This is a genomic window from Saccharopolyspora kobensis (genome assembly GCF_900108315.1).
GTDB classification, from domain to species: domain Bacteria; phylum Actinomycetota; class Actinomycetes; order Mycobacteriales; family Pseudonocardiaceae; genus Saccharopolyspora; species Saccharopolyspora kobensis.
The window spans coordinates 114,428-138,318 of sequence record NZ_FNVB01000004.1 but is presented as its reverse complement, the minus strand read 5'-3'; the positions used below and the strand labels follow the sequence as shown (position 1 = coordinate 138,318).

Below are 23,891 nucleotides of genomic sequence, written 5' to 3'. Positions count from 1 at the left end.
GATTGGCACTTCGATAATGCCACTTGCCAGAAGATCCTGGTGTCCGTGACCTCACAGCTCTCCCCCACCGAACGGTCCACGATCCGCCGCGGCAGCGAGCGCGCCCGCACCGAGCGCGAGGAGCTGCACGCGGTGCTCGACGCCGGTCTGATCTGCCACCTCGGTGTGGTGGTCGACGACGCGCCCCGGGTGCTGCCCACCGGTTACGGCCGCAGCGGCGACACGCTCTACCTGCACGGCTCCACGGGCGCGCGGAGCCTGCGGGAGGCGTCGGGCGAGCCGGAGATCTGCGTGACGGTGACGCATCTCGACGGCATCGTCTACGCGCGCTCGGCGTTCCACTTCTCCGTGAACTACCGGTCCGCGATGATCCACGGCCGCCCGCGCCCGGTCACCGACCCCGACGAGAAGTGGCGGGCGCTGCAGGTGATCACCGACCACCTGGCGCCCGGATCGTGGGAGCACGCCCGGCAGCCGAACAAGCGGGAGCTGGCCGCGACCGCCGTCATCGCGCTCGACCTGACCGAAGCCTCGGTGAAGATGCGCGGCGGAGGACCCAAGGACGATCCCGAGGACGTCGAGGCGGACAAGGCGTGGGCCGGAGTCCTGCCGCTGGAAACGCGGTGGGGCGCGCCCGAACCGTCCGACGACCTGGCGCCGGAGTTCGGGATCCCGGCGCACGTGCTGGAGCGGAGGTACCCGGCATGACCGTCCACGAGCTCGACGACTTCACCCCGGCCTACCCGGTCCTGCGCGAACTGCGCCCGGACATCGGCTCGCCGGAGGACTTCCTGGCCCAGGCCGAGCAGCAGCGGGCGCAGGGCTACCGGATGGTCGCCGCGGTCAGCGACGGCGAGGTGGTCGCGGTCGCCGGATTCCGCTCCGGGCTGTGCTTCGCCTGGGGCCGCCACATCTACGTCGACGACCTGGTGACCGCATCGAGCGCGCGCCGCCAGGGGCACGGTGCCACGCTGCTGGCGTGGATCGACGAGGAGGCGCGGCGGATCGGCGCCGGCCAGGTGCACCTCGACTCCGGCACCCACCGGCACGCGGCGCACCGCCGCTACCTGACGTCCGGCTTCGCCATCTCGTCGTTCCACTTCACCAAGACCACCTGAGTCCAGCGTCCACTGTGGACACCCGCTCAGGCGGAGCGGGTGTCCACCGGACGCAGACCGGTGATCGGGTCGTGCGCGTAGGTCGTCATCGACGAGCGGACCGGGCGGTAGACGTGGATGCTCACCGCCGGATCGGGCCCGGAGTTGGTCACCTGGTGCACGTAGTCGGGGCCGAACGCGCGGGACTGCCCGGCGGTGAGCTGGTGCAGCACCTCGGTGGTCCCACCGCGCACGACGCGCTCGGTGAGGTCACCGGCGACGATGGTGAAGGCACCGGTGGCGCCGCCGTGGTCGTGCAGCTCGGTGCGCTGGCCCGGCAGCCAGCTCAGCAGCCACGCCTCGTAGTGCTCGGTGCGGGCCAGCAGGCCGAACCAGCGCTGATCGGGGTCGTAGCGCAGCAGGTGGGTCCAGGAACCGCGGTCGGTGGCGAGCTCCCGGGCGATGCGCACCGGGTGCGCGGTGGTCAGATCGGCAGCGACGGCCAGGGTATTCGGCGGAACGGCGAACACGTGCGAAGTCCTTCGGGATCGGGTGGGGATTCCGGGCGTGCGAGAGCCCGGGGATTACCGGGGATCGATCAGCACGAAGAACAGAGCGCGCTGGCAACGCGGTGGAGGTCGATGTGACCCCGCCGACCGGTCATGGCGCGCAACAACATGCCGAGAACTCAACCAGTCCGGACGAGGCCCCGTCAACTCGCCCCGGCGAGATCTCACACCACGGAGTGTGCCCCAGCCCACACCACCACCGTCGCCACCGTAGGCCGCGGTCGATTTCGCACGAAATTGACCATCACCCAGTCAAGGCCCCGGCAAGGTCCGGCCGGGACGGGTGTCAGTTCTGCCTGGAACTGACACCGCGGGCGCCCGGAACGTCCGGTCAGTTACCGGCAAAACTGCCGCACAACCCCACCCAGGACGACTTTGCCGAGCACAGTCCCGATGCCCACCCAACCGCACCTCAGCGGACCGTGACGCAACCCAGCCACAAGAAACCCGAAAACGCGAGACAACGCCCCAACGCCACCACCACTGAAAATCGCGGAGAGGCGGGACTGTGAGGCGGTCCTGTCAGGCGAGTGCTTGGAGGACGTCGGCGACGAGGTCTGCCGGGTCTTCGCAGCCCGCGGAGAAGCGGACGAAGCCCTCCGGCACCGGGTCTCCCCACTGCGCGCGGCGGTCGACGGTGCTGTGCAGGCCGCCGAAGCTCGTCGCCGCCACCACCAGCTCGCTGCGGCGGACGAACTCCTCCACCGCCGCAGCGTCGGCCAGCTCGAACCGGAACACCCCGCCCCAGCGGCGCATCTGCCGCCGGGCGAGCTCGTGCGACGGGTCGCCGGGCGAACCCGGCCAGCGCAAACCGGAGATCGCGGGATGTTCCCGCAGCGCGGCGACGAGCGCGGCGGCGTTCTCGGCCTGCCGCGCCAGGCGCAGGTCGAGCGTGCCCATGCTGCGGTGCACCAGCCAGGTCTCGAACGGCCCGGGGATGGCGCCGGACAGCGTCCGCGCGCGCACCAGCCGTTCGGCCAGCTCCGGGTCGCGCACCGACACGTGCCCCATCAGCAGATCGCTGTGCCCGGCCAGCGCCTTGGTGTCGCTGGCGATGACGATGTCCGCGCCCAGCTCCAGCGGGCGCTGCCCCAGCGGCGTCGCCGTGGTGTTGTCCACCGCGAGCAGTGCGCCCGCGCGGTGCGCGCGCTCGGCGAGCTCGGCGATGTCGCACACGTCCAGCCCCGGGTTCGACGGGGTTTCCAGCAGCACCAGGCGGACTCCGGCGAAGACGTCGTCGGTCCACGGGCCGGGCGTGCCGATCTCCCGGACGTCCAGCTCCAGCTCGGTGAGCTCGTCGCGCACGAAGTTCCGCGTCGCGTAGTAGCCGTCGCTGGGCACGACCAGCGCATCACCGCGGCGCAGGACCGCGCGCAGCACCGTGCTGATCGCGGCCATGCCCGAGGGCAGCAGCAGGCAGTGCCCGCCGTCGAGGTCGCCGATCGCCGCTTCCAGCGCCCGCCAGGTGGGATTGCCCGCCCGGCCGTAGAAGTCACCGCCCTGGAAGTCCTCGCCGAGGTGGAACGGCGCGGCGAACACCGGCCCCGGCAGCATCGGCGTACCGCTGACCGGCTCCGGGTGCCCGCCCCGCACGCACCGCGTGCCGTCGCCGAGTTCCGACATGCTCACCACTCACCTAACGAATCGCTGTGGGCCAACGCCGTGCCCCGCTGTTGAACCTGTTCATCTCCGCTGGCGCCGCAGGCGCGGCGATCCACGTGCTCAGACCGCAAGGTGAGCATGCACCGCCGCGGGTTCTCAGGCGCCGCCTGGCGAGGACAGCCCGTTCGCCGCGCATTGGACACGGGCCCCGGAGCCAGGCGGCGGCTGAGGTTCCGCTACCGCTGCGCAAAACGAGCCTGGAAGTTCTCGTTCACTCCGGTTTGCGCTCGCGGCCGAGGAGTTCCGCCGCCGCCGGGCCCGGCTGGAGCCCTTCGTGGCAGACGCGGTGCACCACGTCGGTGATCGGCATCTCCACGCCGTGCCGGGCGGCGAGCTGGCGGATCGACGAGCAGGACTTCACGCCCTCGGAGACCTGGCCGTGCGCCGCTTCCTGCGCTTGCGCCAGGGTCTCGCCGCGCCCGAGCCGTTCGCCGAAGGTCCGGTTGCGCGACAGCGGCGACATGCAGGTGGCGACCAGATCGCCCAGCCCGGCCAGCCCGGCGAACGTCATCGGGTCGGCCCCGAGCGCGACGCCCAGCCGCGTTGTCTCGGCCAGGCCGCGGGTGATCAGCGAGGACATCGTGTTGTGCCCGAATCCGAGGCCGACCGCCATCCCGCAGGCCAGCGCGATCACGTTCTTGCACGCACCGGCGATCTCGATGCCGATCAGATCGGTGTTGGTGTACGGCCGGAAGTACGGCGTGGAGCAGGCGTGCTGCAGGGCGATCGCGCGGTCGTGGTCGGCGCAGGCCACCACGGTCGCGGTCGGCTGCTCGGCGGCGATCTCCTTGGCCAGGTTCGGCCCGGACACCACCGCGACCTGCTCCATCGGCACGTCCGCGACCTCGCCGATGACCTCGCTCATCCGCTTCAGGGTGCTCAGCTCGACGCCCTTGGCCAGGCTCACCAGCGTCGCGCCCGCGGGCAGCAGCGGCTGCCAGCCCGCGAGGTTCTCGCGCAGCGTCTGGCTGGGCACCGCCAGCACCACCACGTCGGCGTCGTGCACCGCGGCGGCCGCGTCGTCGGTGGCCCGCAACGACTCCGGCAGGCGGACGCCGGGCAGGTACCCGGCGTTGCAGCGGGATCCGTTGATCGCCTCGGCGACCTCCGCGCGGCGCGCCCACAGGACGACGTCGCTGCCCGCGTCGGCGAGGACCTTGGCGAAGGTGGTGCCCCAGGAGCCCGCGCCGAGCACCGCGATCCGCTCAGGCCGCGCCATCGTCACCACGCTTCTTGCGCGCGGAGCTGTAGAACTCGGCGGGCGGTTCCTCACCGCGGATCTCGCCGAGCAGGTCCCGCACCCGGTTCATGGCCAGGTGGGTGACCTCGCGCAGCGCATGCCCGTCGTGCTCCATGCCGCGGTAGGCCGACAGGTCCAGCGGCTCGCCGAAGACGAACTTCACCGTCTTGCGCGGGAACGGGCGGAAGCGCTTCTTGTAGTGGTCGTAGACGTCCTTGGTGCCCCAGCGGGCCGCCGGGATCACCGGGATGTCGTGGGCCAGCGCCAGCCGGGCCACCCCGACCTTCGGCGTCATCGGCCAGCCGTCGGGATCCTTGGTGATGGTGCCGTCCGGGTAGATCACGATCGTCTTGCCGCGCCCCAGCGCCTGGTGCGCGTCCCGCAGGCTCTTCTGCGCGTCCGCGGTGCCGCGGTAGACCGGGATCTGCTCCACGCCGACCAGCACGTTCTTGAGCACCGGGACGTTCCACAGGGTGTGCTTGGCCAGGAAGCGCGGCACCCGCGCGGCGCGGTGCACGGTGACCGCGTCGAACACCGGGTCCAGGTGGGAGACGTGGTTGAGCACCAGCAGTGCCGGGCCGTCGGCCGGGATGTTCTCCAGCCCGCGCACCTCGGTGCGGGCCAGCGCGCCGGTCAGCGGGTAGAACACCGCGCGCGCCAGGCCGAGCCAGAACTTGCCCATGCCCCGCGCCTTCTCGCTGCTGTGCCTCCGCTGGCGCCGGAGGCTCTTCGGTTCCGCCACGGCATCTCCTCATCTCTCCTCGCGAGCGCCCGCAAAGTTACCCCGCCCCGGCCCGCGCCCCGGCAACGAGTCGGTTCCGCGGCCGCGTCGGGCGTGCCGGGAAGATGGAGGCGTGACCGCCAACAACGACCGGCCGGACCGCCGGTTCTCGCAGCAGGACTGCCCTGCGGTGCACCTCGTCGTCCCGATCAAACCGCTGCACCTGGCCAAGTCGCGGCTGCTCGGCGAGGGCGCGCGCCGGCCGGAAGCGCACGCGGAGCTGGTCATGGCCGTGGCGTTGGACACAGTGGCCGCCGCGCGCCGCGCCGACGGAGTGGCCGGTGTCGTCGTGGTCACCTCCGATCCGGCGCTGACCGCGGAGTTCACCGCCGAGGGCGTGGAGGTGCTCGCGGACCTGCCCGCTGCCGGGCTCAACGCGGCGCTGCGGCACGGCGACGCCGCGCTCCGGCCGCGGGTGGGCAGGGTCGGGGCGCTGCAAGCGGATCTGCCCGCGCTCCGGCCGGACGACCTGGGTGCGGCGATCCGCGCGGCCGGCGCGGACCGCTCGTTCTGCCCGGACCACCACGGCACCGGCACCACGCTGTTGCTGGCCGCGCCCGGGCGCCCGCTCGATCCGCGCTTCGGCGCCGGTTCGGCCGACGCGCACGCCGGATCCGGCGCGAAACCGCTCCTCGGTCCGTGGGACTCGCTGCGCTGCGACGTCGACACGGAAGCCGACCTGCGCGCCGCCACCGCCCTCGGTCTCGGCCCGCGCACCAAAGCCGCGATCGCCTAGCCGCGGAACCGGCTCCGTTCGCACCGCTCAGGTCCCGTGAGCGTTTTGGGGCGTGATAGCACCCCGAAACACTCACGGGCCACCAAGCCGAACTGCGGCGGAAAGGGCCGAATCGCCCACTCCGCACGCTCCGGGAGCCGTCGCGCGCCTGGTGGCGAGAACCACTTCCCGCGGAAATCCGCGCCAGGGGAACAACGACAACGCGAAACGACCATGAACTCTTTTCACAGACATCGGCTGAACCGGTTCGATGAGCGACAATGGGCGGGTGAGCACCGACAGCACCGGCCGGGCCGAGAAGCCCGCCAAGCGAACCACCAGTGGCCGGTCCACCCGTCGCGCTCCGCGCCAGGCGCGGAGCGCCGGTGATCCAAGCGCCGCCACCACCCCGGCGGCGCCGCGGCGGAACGACGGCCAGAACTCCGAAGGCGCCCGCGTCCCCTCCGCGCCACCCGCGGTGACTCGCGCGGCGGCCTCCACGGACCTGCCCGAGGACCGCTACCTCAACCGCGAGTTGTCCTGGCTCGACTTCAACGCCCGGGTGCTGGCCATCGCCGAGGACAAGTCGCAGCCGGTGCTGGAGCGCGCGAAGTTCCTCGCGATCTTCGCGTCCAACCTGGACGAGTTCTACATGGTGCGCGTCGCGGGCCTGAAGCGCCGCGAGGAGACCGGGCTGTCGGTGCGCAGCGCCGACGGGCTCAGCCCGCACGAGCAGCTGACCCGCATCGCGGCCCGCAACCAGGACCTGATGGAGAAGCTCAGCCGGGTCTTCCTCGACGAGCTGCTGCCCGAGCTGGAGGCGCACGGCGTCCGCATCCAGAACTGGTCGGAGCTGGAAACGGCCGAGCAGGAGAAGCTCACCCGCTACTTCGAGGACCACATCTTCCCGGTGCTCACGCCGCTCGCGGTCGACCCGGCGCACCCGTTCCCCTACATCTCCGGGCTCTCGCTGAACCTCGCGGTCACCGTCGCCGACCCGGACGCCGGGCTGCGGCGCTTCGCCCGGGTGAAGGTGCCGGACAACGTGCCGCGGCTGATCCGGGTGGAATCCGACCGGGAGACCGAGCGCGCCACCTTCCTGCCGCTGGAAGAGCTCATCGCCGCGCACCTGGACAAGCTGTTCCCCGGCATGCGGGTCGCCGAGCACCACATCTTCCGGGTCACCCGCAACGCCGACCTGGAGGTCGAGGAGGACCGCGACGAGGACCTCCTGCAGGCGATGGAGCGGGAACTCGCGCGCCGCCGCTTCGGGCCGCCGGTGCGGCTGGAAGTCACCGACACGATGAGCGAGAACATGCTCGAACTCCTGCTGCGCGAGCTGGAGGTCGACCAGCACGACGTGGTGGAGGTCAAGGGACTGCTCGACCTGTCCTGCCTGTTCCAGCTGGATCGGCTGCACCGGCCGGACCTCAAGGAAGCGCCGTTCGTGCCCGCCACGCACCCGGCCTTCGCCGAGGGCCAGACGCCCAAGAGCATCTTCTCCACGCTGCGCGAGGGCGACGTGCTGGTGCACCACCCCTACGACTCGTTCTCCACGTCGGTGCAGCGGTTCATCGAGCAGGCCGCCGCCGATCCGCACGTGCTGGCCATCAAGCAGACGCTGTACCGGACCTCCGGTGACTCGCCGATCGTCAACGCGCTCATCGACGCCGCCGAGGCGGGCAAGCAGGTGGTCGCGCTGGTGGAGCTCAAGGCCCGCTTCGACGAGCAGGCGAACATCCAGTGGGCGCGCACCCTGGAACGCGCCGGGGTGCACGTGGTCTACGGCCTGGTGGGGCTGAAGACGCACTGCAAGACCGCGCTGGTGGTGCGCCAGGAGGGTTCCACCATCCGCCGCTACTGCCACCTGGGCACCGGCAACTACAACCCGAAGACCGCGCGGATCTACGAGGACCTGGGGCTGCTGACCGCTTCCCCGGAGATCGGCGCCGACCTCACCGACCTGTTCAACGTGCTCACCGGCTACGCCCGGCACGGCGAGTACCGCCGGATCCTGGTGTCGCCGCAGGGCATCCGCAACGGCATCGTCGACCGCGTGGACGCCGAGATCGAGCGGTCCCGGCAGGGCCTGCCGTGCGGCATCCGGATGAAGGTGAACTCGCTGGTCGACGAGCAGATCATCGACGCCCTGTACCGGGCGTCGCTGGCCGGTGTGCCGGTGCAGGTCGTGGTGCGCGGCATCTGCTCGCTCAAGGCAGGCGTCGAGGGCCTCAGCGAGAACATCGAGGTGCGCTCGATCCTGGGCCGGTTCCTGGAGCACTCCCGGGTGTTCCACTTCACCGGCATCGACGAGCACTGGTTCGGCAGCGCCGACATGATGCACCGGAACCTGGACCGCCGGATCGAAACCCAGGTCCGGGTCACCGATCCGAAGCTGACCGCCCAGCTGAACGCGATGCTCGACTCGGCGCTGCACCCGTCGACGCGCTGCTGGGTGCTCAACGCCAAGGGCGACTGGGAGGCGTCCCCGCGCAGCGGTGAGCAGGTCCGCGACCACCAGGTGGAGATGCTGCGCCTGCACGGGGCGAAGGTCTCGTAGGCCTCCGAGGGACCGAACGCCGAGAGTGCTTTAGGACGATGAGCGTGACCGAGAACCAGCCGGCTACCGAACAGATCGACGGCGAACCGACTGATGCTCCCGGCCGAACCGTGCGGGCCGCCGGTGCGGTGCTGTGGCGCGATGGCACCGGTGGCCCGGAGGTGGCGGTGGTGCACCGCCCCCGCTACGACGACTGGTCGCTGCCGAAGGGCAAGCTCGACCCCGGTGAGCTGCCCGCGCACGCGGCGGTCCGCGAGGTCGCCGAGGAGACCGGGTTCTCCTGCGTGCTCTCCCGCTTCCTCACCCGGATCGGCTACGACGTCCCGGCCCCGGGCGGGACCGCGCCGAAGGTCGTGGACTACTTCGCCGCCCGGGCCAGCGGCGGGTCGTTCGCCCGCAACGACGAAGTGGACGAACTCCGCTGGCTGCCCGTCGCCGGGGCGCGCGAACTGGTCAGCTATCCGCACGACGGTCGGGTGCTGGACGCCTTCGAGCAATTGCCCGCGGAGTCGGCGACCGTATTGCTGGTCCGCCACGCGAAAGCGGGCAAGCGATCCGATTGGGCGGGCGACGACGTGCTGCGCCCGCTCACCGAAGCGGGAGAGCGGCAGCGCGACGCATTGCATTCACTGCTGCCGTTGTTCGGCCCGGTCCGCGTCTATTCCGCGCCGCGACTGCGCTGCGAGCAAACGGTGGCGCCCATCGCGGCGGACCTGGGAACGCCGATCGGGACCGAGCCGCTGTTCTCCGAGGAGGGCTATCTCGCCGACCCGGAGGCGGCCGTGGCGCGGATGCTGCGGGTGGCGTCCGGGACGGGGCCGGCGCTGGTGTGCAGCCAGGGCGGCGTGATCCCGGACCTGGTGGCCCGGCTGGCGGATTCCGGCGGGCTGACCGGGCTGGGCGAGGTGGCCAGCCGCAAGGGCAGCGTGTGGACGCTGACGTTCCGGCGCGCGGCGGGCGACAACGGCGCCGCACCGCTGCGCCTGGCGGCCGCGGACTACCTCCCGAACCCGATCGCCTGAGAACGGCTCCGGGGTTCGCCCCATCACCGGGCACGGCTGCTCGGGGGTTCATCCGGCCGGTCGCGGGTCGGATGCGTCGGCGTCCGGTTCGCCGACGCCCCGGCTCCGGAATTCAGCGGCTGCGCCCCGCTGTTCGGCGCTGATCGCGCCGTGTGGGCGTTGCGCGCCGCCCACCGGGGTGGCAGGCGCAGCTGGCCGGTTTCCCGGCGGCTACGGCCCGCTCAACCCCGTTTGCACCACGCGCGGGCGTCCTGAGCGGACGCCGCGCACGTCGGCGGAATCGCCTCCCCGCCGCACGCGGTCGGGGGGTTTCCTGCCGAAGAGCGGGCGGCACCTCGTCCCGGTGTCCGGGTCAGATGACCGCCCGCTCGGTCCACTGGTGCTCGCTGCTGGGGCGAGCACTCACTTCTTGGTGGACTTGCGAGTGGTCGTCGCCTTCTTGGTCGCCGGACGGGTCGTCTTGGCAGCGGTCGTCTTGGCGGTGCTGGCCTTGGCGGTGCTCGTCCGCTTGGTGGTGGCCTTCGCCGGAGTCGCCTTGGCGGTGGTCGCCTTGGCCGGAGTCGCCTTGGCCGTGGTGGCCTTGGTGGCCCGCTTCGGCGCGGCCTTGGTCGCGGTCGCCTTGGCGGCGGCCTTCGGCGCGGCCTTGGTCGCGGTCGCCTTGGTGGTGGCGGCCTTCGTGGTCGCGCGACCGGTGGACTTGGCCGCGGTGGCGCGGGTGGCGGTGGCCTTGGCCTTGGTGCCGGCGGCAGCCTTGGTGGCGGTCGCGGTCCGGGTGGTGGCACCGCGGGTGGTGGCCGCCTTGACCGAGGACTGGCGCGGCAGTTTCCGCTGGCCGCCCACGACTTCCTTGAACTGGGTGCCGGCGCGGAAGGCGGGAACGTTGGTCTTCTTGACCTTCACGGACTCACCGGTGCGCGGGTTGCGAGCGGTACGAGCGGCGCGGGCCCGCTTCTCGAAAACCCCGAAGCCGGTGATGTTGACCTTCTCGCCCTTGTTGACGTTGCGAACGATGATGTCCACGACGTTTTCCACAGCCTGGCTGGCGGTCTTCTTGTCTCCGAGGCGTTCTGCCAGAGCCTCGATGAGTTGGGCCTTGTTCACTTCAGTCCCTCCCAGGACACAACAACGGCCCCGTTGGGCCGACTCAATGTCAACGGTAAAGCCCCGGATAAACAAATGCCAATCGCCACGCCCCATTTTTTCGTTCAGGGCGCGGGCATTCGTCTCCGGGCAACGGGGCCGCAGTGCTCGTGGAGCAACTGTTCAGTTGTGCCCCGGGTGGCGGGATTCTCCTTGCACAGCAGAAGGAATCCGCCACCCGGGAAAGCCGCGATCAGCCTGCCGGGGCGGGCAGCGTGGCGGGCTTGAAGCTGGGCCGCGCCCGCTCAAAAGTGTCGATCGTCTCGGCGTGCCGCAGGGTCAGCCCGATGTCGTCGAGGCCTTCCAGCAACCGCCAGCGGGTGTAGTCGTCGATGCTGAACGCCACGGTGAGATCCTTGGCGTGCACGGTCCGTCGCTCCAGATCCACCGTCACGGCGGCACCGGGCTCGTTCTCCAGCAGCTTCCACAGCAGTTCCACATCGGACTGCTCGCACTGGGCCGCCAGCAGTCCCTGCTTGCCCGAATTGCCGCGGAAGATGTCGGCGAAGCGGCTGGAGATGACCACCCGGAAGCCGTAGTCCTTCAGCGCCCACACGGCGTGCTCGCGGGACGAGCCGGTGCCGAAGTCGGGCCCGGCCACCAGCACGCTGCCCGCGCGGAACGGCTCCTGGTTGAGGATGAAGTCCTCGTCGCCCCGCCAGGCGGCGAACAGGGCGTCCTCGAAGCCGGTCCGCGAGACCCGCTTGAGGTAGACCGCCGGGATGATCTGGTCGGTGTCCACGTTGGACCGGCGCAGCGGGACGCCGACCCCGGTGTGCGTCTTGAACGGTTCCATCGTCACTGCTCCTTGTCGGGCGTGCCTGTAGAGCGGCTGTCTTTGAAGCGGCGAAGCCGCTTGGCCCACCCCCGCCGCTCGGCCACCCGCGGGTTCTGAGGTTCCGCCAGGTGACGAGCTCGGCAAGGTGGGTTCAACGTCGACCTTCAGTCGAGGTCTTCGGGCGAGGACAGGGTGCCGCGCACCGCGGTGGCGGCGGCGACGAGCGGGGAGACCAGGTGGGTGCGGCCGCCCTTGCCTTGCCTGCCCTCGAAGTTGCGGTTGGAGGTCGACGCGCTGCGCTCGCCGGGGGTGAGCTGGTCCGGGTTCATGCCCAGGCACATCGAACAACCGGCCGAACGCCATTCCGCGCCCGCGGCCGTGAAAACCTCGTGCAGCCCCTCGGACTCCGCCTGCACGCGGACCTTCATCGAGCCCGGCACCACCAGCATCCGGACGTCCTGCGCCACCTTGCGGCCCTTCAGGACGTCGGCGGCGGCGCGCAGGTCCTCGATGCGGCCGTTGGTGCACGAGCCCAGGAACACCGTGTCGACCGACACCTCGCGCAGCGGCGTACCCGGTTCCAGGCCCATGTAGGCCAACGCCTTCTCCGCGGCGAAGCGCTCGCCCTCGTCGGCGATCTGCTCCGGGTCCGGCACCCGCTCGCCCAGCGGCAGGCCCTGACCCGGGTTGGTGCCCCAGGTGACGAAAGGCGTGAGCTCGTCGGCGTCGAGCGTGACCTCTGCGTCGAAAGTGGCGTCGTCGTCGGTGCGCAGCGTGCGCCAGTACTCGACGGCGGCGTCCCACTCGGCGCCCTTCGGGGCGTGCGGACGCCCCTTCAGGTACTCGAAAGTCGTTTCATCCGGCGCGATCATGCCCGCCCGCGCGCCCGCCTCGATCGACATGTTGCAGATCGTCATGCGGGCTTCCATGGACAGCTGCCGGATCGCTTCGCCGCGGTACTCCAGCACGTAGCCCTGCCCGCCGCCGGTGCCGATCTTGGCGATGACGGCCAGGATCACGTCCTTGCTGGTGACTCCCGGGCGCAGCGAACCGTCGATGTTGATGGCCATCGTCTTGAACGGCTTCAGCGGCAGCGTCTGGGTGGCCAGCACGTGCTCGACCTCGGAAGTGCCGATGCCGAAGGCCAGCGCGCCGAACGCGCCGTGCGTCGAGGTGTGGCTGTCACCGCAGACCACCGTGGTGCCGGGCTGGGTCAGCCCGAGCTGCGGGCCGACGACGTGCACGATGCCCTGCTCGGCGTCGCCCATCGGGTGCAGCCGGATGCCGAATTCCGCGCAGTTCTTGCGCAACGTCTCGACCTGGGTGCGCGACACCGGGTCGGCGATCGGCAGGTCGATCCCGGTGGTGGGCACGTTGTGGTCTTCGGTGGCCAGCGTCAGGTCGGGGCGGCGCACCGGGCGGCCGGCCAGCCGCAGCCCCTCGAAGGCCTGCGGACTGGTGACCTCGTGCACCAGGTGGAGATCGATGTAGAGCAGGTCCGGCTCGTGCCCCTCACCGCGGCGCACGATGTGCGCATCCCAAACCTTCTCCGCGAGCGTTTTTCCCATCGCTGCTCCCAGTCGAGCCTGCCGAGACCCCGGAACGGGTCTTCCCACAGAGTGGACTTCCCAGATATCGGGAAGCTAGTATCGGTACGTGGGACAGCATAGCGGCATCGGAGTACTGGACAAGGCAGTGGCCGTTCTGCAGGCCGTTGCCAACGAACCGTGCGGCCTGGCGGAACTGTGCAGCCGCACGGGCTTGCCGAGGGCGACCGCGCACCGCCTGGCGGTGGGCCTGGAGGTGCACCGCCTCCTGCGCCGGGATTCGGACGGGCGCTGGCGCCCGGGCGCGGCGCTGGCGGAACTGGCCGGCGGAGCGGTGGATCCGTTGCTGGAGGCAGCGACCACAGTACTGCCCAAACTCCGGGACATCACGGGCGAAAGCGTCCAGCTCTACCGCAGGGACGGCTTGCAGCGCCTGTGCATCGCGACCGCAGAGCCCCCGAGCGGCCTCCGCGACACGGTCCCGGTGGGCACGGCCCTGCCGATGACGGCGGGCTCGGGAGCGAAGGTCCTGGCGGCCTGGGCGGACCCGGCGACGCAACGAGCGGTGCTGGCGGAAGCGGTCTTCGGCGAACGGACCCTCATGGAGGTCCGCCGCCGGGGCTGGGCCCAGAGCGTGGCGGAACGGGAATCGGGAGTGGCGAGCGTGAGCGCCCCGGTGAAGGACTCCCAGGGAGCGGTGGTGGCGGCGATCTCGGTCTCCGGCCCGATCGACCGGATGGGCCGCCGCCCGGGCGCCCGCTGGGCGGCGGACCTCCTGGCAGCAGCGGAAGCCCTCCAGAACCGCCTGTGACCCGCGAGCGCGGTGCGGGGCCGAGAATCCCCGCACCGCCCGCGAAACCGGTGACGACCCAACGGCCAGAACCGGGCGCGCTACTAAGACCCCACCCCGGGTCGCCGCCCGCGGCGCACGCCAAGGTGCCGCGAGGACCGGATCGCCACCACAAAACCAGTCCGCACACCGAGAACGCCCCAGAACGCGAAGAAGCCCCACCCATGAAGATCACGGGTGGGGCTTTCCCCTGGTAGTCCCGACGGGATTTGAACCCGCGCTACCGCCTTGAGAGGGCGGCGTCCTAGGCCGCTAGACGACGGGACCGCGTTACGAGAAGAACTCTACAACACCCAGAACCCCACCCGAACACCACCCCCCGATAGAACCAAAACCCCAGCACAACCCCACCCGAACAAGCCAAGCAGAAGATCCCCCGCCACAACGGAAGGAGCCATCCCACCAAGCGATCGGTGCTGATACCGCGCCAGGGGCGGGAGCAGAGGTTCCGTGGAGCCCGAGGCCGGGTCGGGCTCAAAGCGGTGGGCGGTCGCCTCGGGTGGCGCAGCGATTTCAATTGAAATCGGCTTCGTCACCTTTTAGACGAAGCCCGCGGCAGAACCAGCCGATTCCAACCGAAATCGCACAGGCCCCCACCCCACGACCCCCCAGAACCCACAAAGCCCCCACCACAGACCAAAAGCCACCCCACACAAGGCCGAAAGCCGACCCAGCCACCCCTCACAGGCCGAAAGTCGACCCACCACCCCACGCAAGCCCGAAAGGCTGGTCCAGAACCCAGACCGGGAACGCCACCCCAAGCAAGGAGCCCCCGAGAAGCAACCCCCGCACCGTGGGGGGCATGGGGGCTCGGCCCCCCAATACAAAAACGGAAAGGGCCCTGTTTGCGCCAAGCGCAAACAGGGCCCTCCCACCCTTGTAGTCCCGACGGGATTTGAACCCGCGCTACCGCCTTGAGAGGGCGGCGTCCTAGGCCGCTAGACGACGGGACCACGCTTGAGAGATCACTTCCTCGACGCCGGGAGAGCTCCCTTAGTCAAGTTTGCGATCTGCTCGCTGGGGTACCAGGACTCGAACCTAGACTAACTGAACCAGAATCAGTCGTGCTGCCAATTACACCATACCCCATGGTGCCGCGCGGCCAGTTGTCCTTTTTCCGATCTCCGGGGAGTTCGGCTTCCGGACTGCTGTCCGCTGCGTTGGTAAGAATATTAGACCATCGCTCCAGGGGCCTGAAATGGGGGGTGGGTTAACGGGATCGTCGCAGGTCGCGGCGGTTGTGGCGGGGTTTCAGGGGATCAGCTCGGGCACCGGGACGGCGGGCAGGTCGCCGACGAGGAGTTCGGGGAGTTCGTGCAGGCTCGCGATCGTCGGCACCTCGGTGGTCGCCGGTGCCCGGTGGCCACGGTTGAGCCAGATGCCGTGCAGGCCGGCCCGGGCCGCGCCGAGGGCGTCGGTGTCGAGGCGGTCGCCGACGTGGGCGACTTCGCCGGGGCGCAGGCCCAGCGCCTCGCAGGCGGTCTCGAAGATCTGCGGGTCGGGTTTCGCCACACCGACCTCACCGGAGATGACGAGCACGTCGAAGGCGTCGGCGAGGCCGACGGCGGCGATCTTCTTGCGCTGGTAGACGCTGGGCGCGTTGGTGATGACGGCGAGCCTCAAGCCGCTGTCGCGCATCCAGTCCAGGCAGGGCCGGGCGTCGTCGAAGAGGCCCCAGGCGCGCTGCATGGCGGCCATGCGGATGTCCTCGCGGCGGGCGGCTTCGGCGTCGTCGATCCGCTCGCCGAAGGCCGCGAAGAAGGCCTTGGTGCGCTGGACGCACATCGTGTCGAAGTCGAGCTCGTCGTTGATGAACCGCGCGTAGTAGTCGTCGGTGGTGCGCTCCCACACCGGCCAGGCCCGGTCGGTGCCGACGAGCTCCCGCAGGCCTTGCCGGGACGCGCGCTGGCCGTCCAGCAGCGTGTCGTCGACGTCGAGGCACACGGCCTTGAGCTGTCCGGGTGCGGGTGTGGCGGGAGGCTGGGGCGCGGATGTCACCCCGAGAGGCTAGGCGCTCACCCGCTGCGTCCGATTCGGCCAACACGGTGATCCTGTCGGCCCATTTCCGCTTGGGCGCGTCAGTCGGCATCCGGGGCGGGCGAAACCGCCTCCGGTCACGCAGCGCGCCCCGCCGGAGGAGCTCCGGCGGGGCGCGGGTGGTTCAGCCCAGGGCCTTGCGCAGGCGGGCGAGGGAGACCTCGCGTCCCAGGAGTTCCATCGACTCGTACAGCGGCGGCGACACCGTGCGGCCGGTGACGGCGACGCGGACCGGGGCGAAGGCCTTGCGCGGCTTGATGCCCAGGCCGTCCACGACCGCGTCCTTCAGCGCCTGCTCGATGGCCGCCGTGGTCCACTCCGGCAGCGCGCTGAGGGCGTTGATGGCCGCTTCCAGCACGGGCTTGGCGTCCTCGCCGAGGGCCTTGTCCGCGGAGGCCTGCTCCGGGGTGAACTCGTCGCCCGCGAACAGGAAGGCCATCATGCCGACGGCGTCGGAGAGCACCACGAGCCGCTCCTGCACCAGCGGTGCCGCGGCGCGCACGATGGCCAGCTGCTGCTCGGTGGGCTCGCTGGGCAGCACCCCGCCGTTGACCAGGTAGGGCACGATCCGCTCGACGAAGTCGTCCGGCGCCAGCGCCCGCAGGTGCGCGGAGTTGATCGCGTCGGCCTTCTTCTGGTCGAAGCGCGCCGGGTTGGAGCTGACGCGGCCGATCTCGAAGGCCTCGACCATCTCGTCGAGGCTGAACACGTCGCGGTCCTCGGAGATGGACCAGCCCAGCAGCGCGAGGTAGTTCAGCAGGCCCTCGGGCAGGAAACCCCGGTCGCGGTGGTGGAACAGGTTGGACTGCGGGTCGCGCTTCGAGAGCTTCTTGTTGCCCTCGCCCATGACGAACGGCAGGTGGCCGAACTCGGGCGTGAAGTCGGTGACACCGATGCGCTGCAGCGCCTCGTAGAGCGCGATCTGCCGCGGCGTGGAGGACAGCAGGTCCTCACCGCGCAGCACGTGGGTGATGCGCTGCATGGCGTCGTCGACCGGGTTGGTCAGGGTGTAGAGCGGATCTCCGTTGCCGCGCACCAGGACCGGGTCGGGCACGCTGCCCGCGGGGAAGGTGATCTCGCCGCGCACCAGGTCGGTGAAGGCGATGTCGCGGTCGGGCATCCGCAGCCGCAGCACGGGCTTGCGGCCCTCGGCGCGGAACGCGGCCACCTGCTCCTCGGTGAGCTCGCGGTCGAAGTTGTCGTAGCCGAGCTTGGGATCGCGGCCGGCCGCCTTGTGCCGGGCCTCGACCTCCTCGGGCGAGGAGAAGGACTCGTAGAGCTCACCGGCGGCGAGCAGGCGCTGCGCGACGTCGGCGTAGATGTCGCGCCGCTCGCTCTGCCGGTAGGGGCCGTAGGGGCCGCCGACTTCGGGGCCCTCGTCCCAGTCCAGGCCCAACCAGCGCAGCGCGTCCAGCAGCGCCTGGTAGGACTCCTCGCTGTCCCGGGCGGCGTCGGTGTCCTCGATGCGGAACACCAAGGTGCCCTTGTTGTGCCGGGCGAAGGCCCAGTTGTAGAGGGCGGTGCGGATCAGGCCGACGTGCGGGATGCCGGTCGGCGAGGGGCAGAACCGGGCCCGGACGGGCCTGGCGTCGGCTGCTGTTGCTGCTGCTTCTGGCGTGCTCATAACACATCCAGCGTAGCCACCGGGCGGCGGCGCTTGACGGGCGCGTCCCGGAGGCGCATCCTGACCTTATTCAACAAGCGTTGAAAAACTGGAGGGGATCGCAATGGAGCGAACCACCTGCTGCATCGTGGGCGGCGGCCCGGCGGGCATGGTCCTGGGGCTGCTGCTGGCGCGCGCGGGCGTCGAGGTGACCGTGCTGGAGAAGCACGACGACTTCCTGCGCGACTTCCGCGGCGACACGGTGCACCCGACGACCCTGCACCTGCTCGACGAACTCGGCCTGGCCGACCGGCTGAACGAGCTCCCGCAGCGCCGCCTGAACCGGGTGTCGGTGCCGATCGGCGAAACCGGGGAGCTGTTCACCCTGGGCGACTTCAGCCGGCTGAAGATGAAGTACAACTACATCGCGATGGTCCCGCAGTGGGACCTGCTGGACATGCTCGCCGACGCGGGCAAGCAGGAACCCGGCTTCTCGCTGCGGATGAACACCGAGGCGACCGAGCTGATCCGCGAAGGCGGCCGGGTCAACGGTGTTCGCTACCGCACCGCCGACGGCGGCACCGGCGAGATCCGCGCCACCATCACCGTCGCCTGCGACGGCCGCAAGTCGTTCGTGCGCACGATGCCCGAGCTGCGCCTGCAGGACTTCCCCACGCCGATGGACGTCCGGTGGTTCCGGGTGCCGCGCCTGCCGGACGACCCGGTGGGTGCGATCGGGCTGATCCGCGACCGCACCTTCCTCGCGCTGCTCGACCGCGGCGACTACTTCCAGGTGGCCGCGATCATCCCCAAGGGCACCGACGCGCAGGGCCGCAACCGGCCCGTCGAGGAGTTCAACGAGGGCCTGGTGCACAAGCTTCCCTGGCTGGCCGGGCGGGAGCTGGTCGCGAGCTGGGACGACATCAAGCTGCTGCACGTCACGCTGGACCGGCTGCGCAAGTGGCACGTGCCCGGCCTGCTGTGCATCGGGGACGCGGCGCACGCGATGTCGCCCGTCGGCGGAATCGGGATCAACCTCGCCGTGCAGGACGCGGTCGCCGCGGCGCGCTACCTGGCCGATCCGCTGCGCGAAGGGCGCCTGGAGCGCAAGCACGTCGCAGCCGTGCAACGCCGCCGCTGGCCGACGACGGTGCTGATCCAGCGGCTCCAGCGCGTGATCCACGACAACGTGATCGGCCCGGCGCTGCACGGCGAGATCGACTTCGGCAACACCGCGCGCTTCCCGCTCCCGGTCCGGGCGGTCTCGAACGTCCCGTGGCTGCGCAAGATCCCGCCGTACGTCCTCGCCTACGGCGCGGTCCGCGAACGCCCACCCCGCTCGGCCCTGCGCTGAACTCCGCCCGGAAAAGGGCGAAGGGCGCTTCTCACCAACCAGGTCGGCGAAAAGCGCCCTTCACCGCGCGTCGGGAAAACCGGTTCAGGCCTGCTGGACCGGGTTGGTGAGGGTGCCGAGGCCGTCGATGGAGACGGAGACCTTCTGGCCGTCGCGCATCGGGCCCACCCCGGCCGGGGTGCCGGTGAGGATGACGTCGCCCGGGAGCAGCGTCATCACCCGCGAGATCCACGACACCAGCGCGCCGACGTCGTGCAGCAGCAGCGAGGTCCGCGCGTCCTGCTTGAGCTCACCGTCCAGTTCGGTCCGGATGGCCAGGTCCGCCGGGTCGACCTCGGTGTCGATCCACGGTCCCAGCGGGCAGAACGTGTCGTAGCCCTTGGCCCGGGTCCACTGCCCGTCGGCCTGCTGCTGGTCGCGCGCGGTGACGTCGTTGGCGATCGTGTAGCCCAGCAGCACATCGGTGCCGCGCGCCTCCGGAACGTCCTTGCACGGCTGGCCGACGACCGCGGCCAGCTCGCCCTCGAAGTCCACCCGCTCCGAGTTCGGCGGCAGCTTGATGGGCGAGTTCGGGCCGATCACCGAGGTGGACGGCTTCATGAAGATCACCGGCTGGGCCGGCGGCTCGCCGCCCATCTCCTTCGCGTGGTCGGCGTAGTTCTTGCCGATGCAGATGACCTTCGTGGGCAGGATCGGGGCGAGCAGCCGCACATCGGCCATCGGCCACTTGCGCCCGGTGAAGGTGGGATCGCCGAACGGGTGCTGGTCGATCTCGACCGCGAGCACCTTCTCCTTCGGCGCAGCCGGATCCGGCTCCAGGGCCACGAAGGACACCCCGGAGGAGTGGGCGACACGTGCCAAGCGCAAGACGAACCTCCGCGATCAACTGTGGATTCTCCACCGGAAGCCTATCCCCGGCCATCCATCCCTCCCCCGCCCCCGCCGTCACCCGGTCACCGGTCGATTCCGCGCGAAATCGACGTTCACCCGGGTGATGGTCGATTTCGCGCGAAACTCGCGCGGGCCCGGGCGGCGGAGCCGGTCAGCGGGTGGCGAGGGACGAGCGGGCGGACTTGTAGACCAGGGCGTCGCAGAGGGCCAGCCAGCTGGCTTCGACGATGTTGGCGTGGACGCCGACCGTGGTCCACTCCTCCTCGCCGTCGCGGGATTCCACCAGGACCCTGGTCACCGCGTCGGTGCCGCGGGCGTCGGTGAGGATGCGGACCTTGTAGTCGGCCAGCTCCACCGACTCCAGCCACGGCAGGTGCGGGACGAGCGCTTCGCGCAGCGCCGCGTCCAGCGCGTTGACCGGGCCGTTGCCCTCGGCGGTCGCGATGACCCGCTCCCCCGCCACGTGCACCTTCACGGTCGCTTCGGCGATCACCTCGCCGTCGGAGCGGTGGTCGAGGACCACCCGGTAGGACTCCAGCCCGAACGGCGCTTCCACCGGGTCGGCACCGGTGGCGGTCGCCATCTCGCCGCGCAGCAGGAGTTCCAGCGAGGCGTCCGCGGCTTCGAAGGACCAGCCGCGCGCTTCCAGCTCCTTGACCCGGCGGACCGCGCCGGTGACCGCCTCCGGCGCGGCGGAGAGGTCGATGCCGAGTTCGGCGCCCTTGAGCTCCAGGCTGGCCCGCCCGGCCATCTCGGTGACCAGCACCCGCATCCCGTTGCCCACCACCGCGGGATCGATGTGGTTGTACAGCTCGGGGTCCACTTTGATCGCACTCGCGTGCAATCCCGCCTTGTGCGCGAAGGTCGACTGCCCGACGTAGGCCTGGTGGGTGTCGGGCGCCAGGTTGGCGATCTCGGCGAGGGCGTGGGACGTCCGGGTGAGCTCGCGCAGCTTCTCCTCCGGCAGCACCGGCATCCCGAGCTTGGCGGCCAGGTTCCCGATCACCGCGAACAGATCCGCGTTGCCCGCCCGCTCGCCGTAACCGTTGGCGGTGCACTGCACGTGCGTGGCCCCGGCCTGCACCGCGGCGATGCTGTTGGCCACCGCGCAGCCGGTGTCGTCCTGGCAGTGGATCCCGAGGCGGAACCCGGTGCGCGCGGCGACCTCGCCGACGGTCTCGGCGAGCTGCAGCGGCAGCTGCCCGCCGTTGGTGTCGCACAGCACCACGACGTCCGCGCCCGCCTGCACCGCGGATTCCAGCACGCGCAGCGAGGTGTCGGGATCGAACGCGTAGCCGTCGAAGAAGTGCTCGGCGTCGAGGAACACCCGTCGTCCTTCGCCCACGAGGTGGCGCACCGTGTCGGCGACCATCGCGCAGTTCTCCGCCACATCGGTGCGCAGCGCGCGCTCGATGTGCCTTCGGTCCGATTTGGCCACCAGGGTCACCACCGGCGCGCGGGATTCCAGCAGCGCCCGCACCTGCGGATCTTCGTCCACTTTGGCCCCGGCGCGGCGGGTGGACCCGAACGCGACCAGCGCGGCGTGCCGGAGTTCGAGCTCTCCTTCCGCGGCGCGGTGGAAGAACTCGGTGTCCTTGGGCAGCGCGCCGGGCCAGCCGCCTTCGACGAAGCCGACGCCGAGCGAGTCCAGCAGCCGCGCGACGGCGATCTTGTCGGTGACCGAGTAGGAAATGCCCTCGCGCTGCGCGCCGTCCCGCAAGGTCGTGTCGTAGACGTGGAAATCGTCGCCCAGAGGGGTGCCGGCGGGCTGGGTGCGGGTCACTGGATCTTCTCCCGGTGGCGTCGGAAACGGTGGGTGCGGCGGGCGCAGGCAACAAAAAAGACCCCCCGCAGGATGCGAGAGGTCAGCGCGCCGGGGTGCGGAGTCGTCTACCCGGCGCGCTCGCCAATAATGATCACACTGCGGAAAGCCACGTCCCCATGCTGCCACAACGCGGCACCGGACCACCAGCTGACCGGAACTTCCCACGATCCGGACGGATGTCAGGATTCGGCGCGGCGTTTGATCGCTGCGAGGCGGCTGTCCCACTCGGCCGCCCGGGAGGCCAGCCAGCGGGCCGTTGCTTCCAGCGGTTCCGAGCGGATCGCGAAGCGGACCTCGCGACCGGCCCGGTGGGACGTCACCAGTCCCGCGTTCTCCAGCACCGCGAGGTGCTTCACCACCGCTTGCCGCGACACCGGCAGCAGTGCCGCCAACGCCGTCGCGCTGGCTTCGCCGCGCTCGCCGAGCAGGTCGACGAGCTGCCGCCGCGTCGGGTCCGCCAACGCCGCCAGCACCTCGTCGACCCCACCGCGTTCGGTCACGCCCGCTGCTTCTCCACCTTCTCCTTGAGCTCCTCCAGCACGCCGGCCCAGCCGCCATCGTTGTCCTCGAAGGAGCTTCGCCGCTGCTCCTCCGACGCGGCGAGGCCCGCGAAGCCGGTTTCGACCACGCGCAGCCGGGTGGCGCCGCTTTCCTCGGTCAGCGTGAACTCGACCAGCGTGGAGTTGCCCGAATCCGGCTCCGCACCGGGGAATCCGCTCGCCCAGCGGTAGGAGAGGTAGCGGTTCGGGTCGATCTTCTCGATCCGCTGCGGGAACTCGGCGTGCTCGGCGTGCTCGGACACCAGCACGCCGCCCTCCCGCACCTCGACGCCTGCCGGGTCGGCCTCGCCCAGCCAGAACGCGGGTTCCAGCAGTGCCGCCCACACCCGTTCGACGGGGGCCTCGATGACGATCTCGCGTTCGATCCGGTCGGGAACCATGACCACTCCTGAGCCTCCAGAACAGTGCAACCCCACAGTTGCACATGACTCGTCCAAGAGCAACCCAGTGGTTGCACGTCCGAGCAACGAGAAGGGCGCCCCGGATCGGGACGCCCTTCGCGCGCTGAGCGATCAGGCCTGCGGGGCCACCTCGCGGGAGGAGACCAGGGCCGCGAGCCGGTCACCGATGGCGAAGGTCGCACCCGGCGCCGAGTGGTCGCGGGTGGCCAGGTCGAACGCCACCGAAGCCTCGACCCGCTTGGCGGCCTCGGCCAGGCCCACGTGGTCGAGCAGCATGGCCACCGACAGCACCGCGGCGGTCGGGTCGGCCACGCCCTGCCCGGCGATGTCCGGCGCGCTGCCGTGCACCGGCTCGAACATGCTCGGGTTGCGGCGGGTGGCGTCGATGTTGCCGCTGGCGGCCAGCCCGATGCCCCCGGTGACCGCACCGGCCAGGTCGGTGATGATGTCGCCGAACAGGTTGTCGGTGACGACCACGTCGAACCGGCCCGGGTCGGTGACCAGGTGGATGGTGGTGGCGTCCACGTGCTGGTAGGCCACGGTGACGTCCGGGTACTGCAGCGAGACCTCCTCCACCACGCGCGACCACAGCGAGCCGGCGTGGGTGAGCACGTTGGTCTTGTGCACCAGCGTCAGGTGCTTGCGCGGCCGGGCCGCGGCGCGCGCGAAGGCGTCGCGCACGACGCGCTCCACGCCGAACGCGGTGTTGATGCTGACCTCGGTGGCGATCTCGTGCGTGGTGTCCTTGCGCAGCAGGCCACCGTTGCCCGCGTACGGACCCTCGGTGCCCTCGCGGACCACGACCATGTCGATCTCACCCGGGTCGGCCACCGGGCTCTTCACGCCCGGGTACAGCCGCGCCGGGCGCAGGTTCACGTGGTGGTCGAGCTCGAAGCGCAGCCGCAGCAGCAGGCCGCGCTCCAGGATGCCGCTGGGCACCGACGGGTCGCCGACCGCGCCCAGCAGGATCGCGTCGTGCTGGCGGAGCTCACCGAGAACGGACTCGGGCAGCAGTTCTCCCGTCGCGTGCCAGCGCGCGGCTCCCAGGTCGTATCGAGTGATCTCGGTATCCGGCACCACCTCACCGAGGACCTTGAGTGCCTCGGCAATCACCTCCGGCCCGATCCCGTCGCCGGGGATCACAGCGAGCCGCATCTACACACCTCCCGAGAACCACCCCGACCTGCGGGGCTCGAACTGTTGAGCCGAAGGCTACCGGCACGGGCGCGACGAGCGGGATGCCGGGCCCACCAAGTGGA

General features: G+C 70.7%; 21 protein-coding genes and 3 tRNA genes. 7 read left to right on the top strand and 17 right to left on the bottom strand.

What is annotated here, in order from left to right; genetic code table 11:
• The first annotated feature begins 45 nt into the window (after positions 1 to 45).
• A complete protein-coding gene (locus C4T78_RS13480; protein ID WP_235863830.1) occupies positions 46 to 708 on the top strand; it encodes a pyridoxamine 5'-phosphate oxidase family protein in 663 nt (220 codons plus the stop codon).
• The gene (locus C4T78_RS13475; protein WP_093357509.1) at positions 705 to 1,118 is read left to right on the top strand and encodes a GNAT family N-acetyltransferase; all 414 of its coding nucleotides are present in this window, start codon (positions 705 to 707) and stop codon (positions 1,116 to 1,118) included. Before C4T78_RS13480 ends, C4T78_RS13475 begins: the two co-directional genes overlap by 4 nt.
• Positions 1,119 to 1,144: 26 nt before the next feature.
• Here the strand turns inward: C4T78_RS13475 and C4T78_RS13470 are convergent, their stop codons facing one another.
• The 4 genes from C4T78_RS13470 to C4T78_RS13455 all read right to left on the bottom strand — a co-directional run bounded on the left by C4T78_RS13470 (position 1,145) and on the right by C4T78_RS13455 (position 5,310).
• Positions 1,145 to 1,627 (bottom strand): cysteine dioxygenase, encoded by a 483-nt coding sequence (locus C4T78_RS13470; protein ID WP_093357511.1) that lies wholly within the window; start codon positions 1,625 to 1,627, stop codon positions 1,145 to 1,147.
• Positions 1,628 to 2,188: 561 nt separating this feature from the next.
• A complete protein-coding gene (locus tag C4T78_RS13465; protein ID WP_093357512.1) occupies positions 2,189 to 3,289 on the bottom strand; it encodes a cystathionine gamma-lyase in 1,101 nt (366 codons plus the stop codon).
• Positions 3,290 to 3,539: 250 nt separating this feature from the next.
• Positions 3,540 to 4,547 (bottom strand): NAD(P)H-dependent glycerol-3-phosphate dehydrogenase, encoded by a 1,008-nt coding sequence (locus C4T78_RS13460; RefSeq protein WP_093357513.1) that lies wholly within the window; start codon positions 4,545 to 4,547, stop codon positions 3,540 to 3,542.
• Positions 4,534 to 5,310 (bottom strand): lysophospholipid acyltransferase family protein, encoded by a 777-nt coding sequence (locus tag C4T78_RS13455; protein WP_093357515.1) that lies wholly within the window; start codon positions 5,308 to 5,310, stop codon positions 4,534 to 4,536. The genes C4T78_RS13460 and C4T78_RS13455 overlap by 14 nt, the downstream gene beginning before the upstream one ends.
• A gap of 112 nt (positions 5,311 to 5,422) precedes the next feature.
• Between C4T78_RS13455 and cofC the strand changes: the two genes are divergently transcribed.
• The 3 genes from cofC to C4T78_RS13440 all read left to right on the top strand — a co-directional run bounded on the left by cofC (position 5,423) and on the right by C4T78_RS13440 (position 9,646).
• On the top strand, positions 5,423 to 6,085 hold the full coding sequence (cofC, locus tag C4T78_RS13450) for a 2-phospho-L-lactate guanylyltransferase (protein WP_235863812.1): 663 nt from the start codon (positions 5,423 to 5,425) through the stop codon (positions 6,083 to 6,085).
• Positions 6,086 to 6,335: 250 nt separating this feature from the next.
• A complete protein-coding gene (locus tag C4T78_RS13445) occupies positions 6,336 to 8,624 on the top strand; it encodes an RNA degradosome polyphosphate kinase (RefSeq protein WP_093357516.1) in 2,289 nt (762 codons plus the stop codon).
• Between the two features lie 38 nt (positions 8,625 to 8,662).
• On the top strand, positions 8,663 to 9,646 hold the full coding sequence (locus tag C4T78_RS13440) for an NUDIX hydrolase (RefSeq protein ID WP_093357517.1): 984 nt from the start codon (positions 8,663 to 8,665) through the stop codon (positions 9,644 to 9,646).
• 402 nt (positions 9,647 to 10,048) lie between these two features.
• Here C4T78_RS13440 and C4T78_RS13435 read toward each other — a convergent pair whose 3' ends face one another.
• The 3 genes from C4T78_RS13435 to leuC form a co-directional block, all read right to left on the bottom strand.
• Complete coding sequence (locus tag C4T78_RS13435; RefSeq protein WP_093357519.1) at positions 10,049 to 10,747, bottom strand: HU family DNA-binding protein; 699 nt, start codon at positions 10,745 to 10,747, stop codon at positions 10,049 to 10,051.
• A 232-nt stretch (positions 10,748 to 10,979) separates the two neighbouring features.
• Positions 10,980 to 11,582, bottom strand: a complete 603-nt coding sequence (leuD, locus tag C4T78_RS13430) for a 3-isopropylmalate dehydratase small subunit (protein ID WP_093357520.1) — start codon at positions 11,580 to 11,582, stop codon at positions 10,980 to 10,982.
• Positions 11,583 to 11,728: 146 nt separating this feature from the next.
• Positions 11,729 to 13,132: a 3-isopropylmalate dehydratase large subunit gene (leuC, locus tag C4T78_RS13425; protein WP_093357521.1), complete on the bottom strand. Its 1,404-nt coding sequence runs from the start codon at positions 13,130 to 13,132 to the stop codon at positions 11,729 to 11,731.
• A gap of 88 nt (positions 13,133 to 13,220) precedes the next feature.
• Between leuC and C4T78_RS13420 the strand changes: the two genes are divergently transcribed.
• Positions 13,221 to 13,922, top strand: coding sequence for an IclR family transcriptional regulator (locus tag C4T78_RS13420; protein ID WP_177247782.1), 702 nt, complete (start codon positions 13,221 to 13,223; stop codon positions 13,920 to 13,922).
• A gap of 230 nt (positions 13,923 to 14,152) precedes the next feature.
• On the opposite strand, the gene C4T78_RS13415 is transcribed toward C4T78_RS13420, so the two are convergent.
• The 5 genes from C4T78_RS13415 to gltX all read right to left on the bottom strand — a co-directional run bounded on the left by C4T78_RS13415 (position 14,153) and on the right by gltX (position 17,622).
• Positions 14,153 to 14,228 (bottom strand) — tRNA-Glu (locus C4T78_RS13415).
• Positions 14,229 to 14,841: 613 nt separating this feature from the next.
• Positions 14,842 to 14,914: transfer RNA gene (locus tag C4T78_RS13410), tRNA-Glu, on the bottom strand.
• A 64-nt stretch (positions 14,915 to 14,978) separates the two neighbouring features.
• Positions 14,979 to 15,050, bottom strand: a tRNA-Gln gene (locus C4T78_RS13405).
• A 162-nt stretch (positions 15,051 to 15,212) separates the two neighbouring features.
• On the bottom strand, positions 15,213 to 15,959 hold the full coding sequence (locus C4T78_RS13400) for an HAD family hydrolase (protein WP_235863813.1): 747 nt from the start codon (positions 15,957 to 15,959) through the stop codon (positions 15,213 to 15,215).
• Between the two features lie 163 nt (positions 15,960 to 16,122).
• Entirely contained in the window at positions 16,123 to 17,622 is a 1,500-nt protein-coding gene (gene gltX, locus C4T78_RS13395) for a glutamate--tRNA ligase (protein WP_093357525.1), read from the bottom strand.
• 103 nt (positions 17,623 to 17,725) lie between these two features.
• Between gltX and C4T78_RS13390 the strand changes: the two genes are divergently transcribed.
• A complete protein-coding gene (locus C4T78_RS13390) occupies positions 17,726 to 18,955 on the top strand; it encodes an FAD-dependent oxidoreductase (protein WP_093357526.1) in 1,230 nt (409 codons plus the stop codon).
• A gap of 84 nt (positions 18,956 to 19,039) precedes the next feature.
• On the opposite strand, the gene C4T78_RS13385 is transcribed toward C4T78_RS13390, so the two are convergent.
• The 5 genes from C4T78_RS13385 to C4T78_RS13365 form a co-directional block, all read right to left on the bottom strand.
• The gene (locus tag C4T78_RS13385; protein WP_093146714.1) at positions 19,040 to 19,822 is read right to left on the bottom strand and encodes a fumarylacetoacetate hydrolase family protein; all 783 of its coding nucleotides are present in this window, start codon (positions 19,820 to 19,822) and stop codon (positions 19,040 to 19,042) included.
• Positions 19,823 to 19,997: 175 nt separating this feature from the next.
• Positions 19,998 to 21,629: a citramalate synthase gene (cimA, locus tag C4T78_RS13380; protein ID WP_093357528.1), complete on the bottom strand. Its 1,632-nt coding sequence runs from the start codon at positions 21,627 to 21,629 to the stop codon at positions 19,998 to 20,000.
• Between the two features lie 221 nt (positions 21,630 to 21,850).
• Entirely contained in the window at positions 21,851 to 22,171 is a 321-nt protein-coding gene (locus C4T78_RS13375) for an ArsR/SmtB family transcription factor (protein ID WP_093357529.1), read from the bottom strand.
• Positions 22,168 to 22,611: an SRPBCC domain-containing protein gene (locus tag C4T78_RS13370; protein ID WP_093357530.1), complete on the bottom strand. Its 444-nt coding sequence runs from the start codon at positions 22,609 to 22,611 to the stop codon at positions 22,168 to 22,170. Before C4T78_RS13370 ends, C4T78_RS13375 begins: the two co-directional genes overlap by 4 nt.
• Positions 22,612 to 22,743: 132 nt before the next feature.
• Positions 22,744 to 23,787, bottom strand: coding sequence for a 3-isopropylmalate dehydrogenase (locus tag C4T78_RS13365; RefSeq protein ID WP_093146716.1), 1,044 nt, complete (start codon positions 23,785 to 23,787; stop codon positions 22,744 to 22,746).
• Between the last annotated feature and the right edge of the window lie 104 nt (positions 23,788 to 23,891).

Excerpts from the sequence above, each read along its gene's own strand:
- C4T78_RS13475 (WP_093357509.1), top strand. The coding sequence starts at position 705 with ATGACCGTCCACGAGCTCGACGACTTCACCCCGGCCTACCCGGTCCTG.
- C4T78_RS13465 (WP_093357512.1), bottom strand. The coding sequence starts at position 3,289 with ATGTCGGAACTCGGCGACGGCACGCGGTGCGTGCGGGGCGGGCACCCG.
- C4T78_RS13460 (WP_093357513.1), bottom strand. The coding sequence starts at position 4,547 with ATGGCGCGGCCTGAGCGGATCGCGGTGCTCGGCGCGGGCTCCTGGGGC.
- C4T78_RS13445 (WP_093357516.1), top strand. The coding sequence starts at position 6,336 with ATGAGCGACAATGGGCGGGTGAGCACCGACAGCACCGGCCGGGCCGAG.
- C4T78_RS13440 (WP_093357517.1), top strand. The coding sequence starts at position 8,663 with ATGAGCGTGACCGAGAACCAGCCGGCTACCGAACAGATCGACGGCGAA.
- leuD (WP_093357520.1), bottom strand. The coding sequence starts at position 11,582 with ATGGAACCGTTCAAGACGCACACCGGGGTCGGCGTCCCGCTGCGCCGG.
- leuC (WP_093357521.1), bottom strand. The coding sequence starts at position 13,132 with ATGGGAAAAACGCTCGCGGAGAAGGTTTGGGATGCGCACATCGTGCGC.
- gltX (WP_093357525.1), bottom strand. The coding sequence starts at position 17,622 with ATGAGCACGCCAGAAGCAGCAGCAACAGCAGCCGACGCCAGGCCCGTC.
- C4T78_RS13390 (WP_093357526.1), top strand. The coding sequence starts at position 17,726 with ATGGAGCGAACCACCTGCTGCATCGTGGGCGGCGGCCCGGCGGGCATG.
- C4T78_RS13370 (WP_093357530.1), bottom strand. The coding sequence starts at position 22,611 with ATGGTTCCCGACCGGATCGAACGCGAGATCGTCATCGAGGCCCCCGTC.
- C4T78_RS13365 (WP_093146716.1), bottom strand. The coding sequence starts at position 23,787 with ATGCGGCTCGCTGTGATCCCCGGCGACGGGATCGGGCCGGAGGTGATT.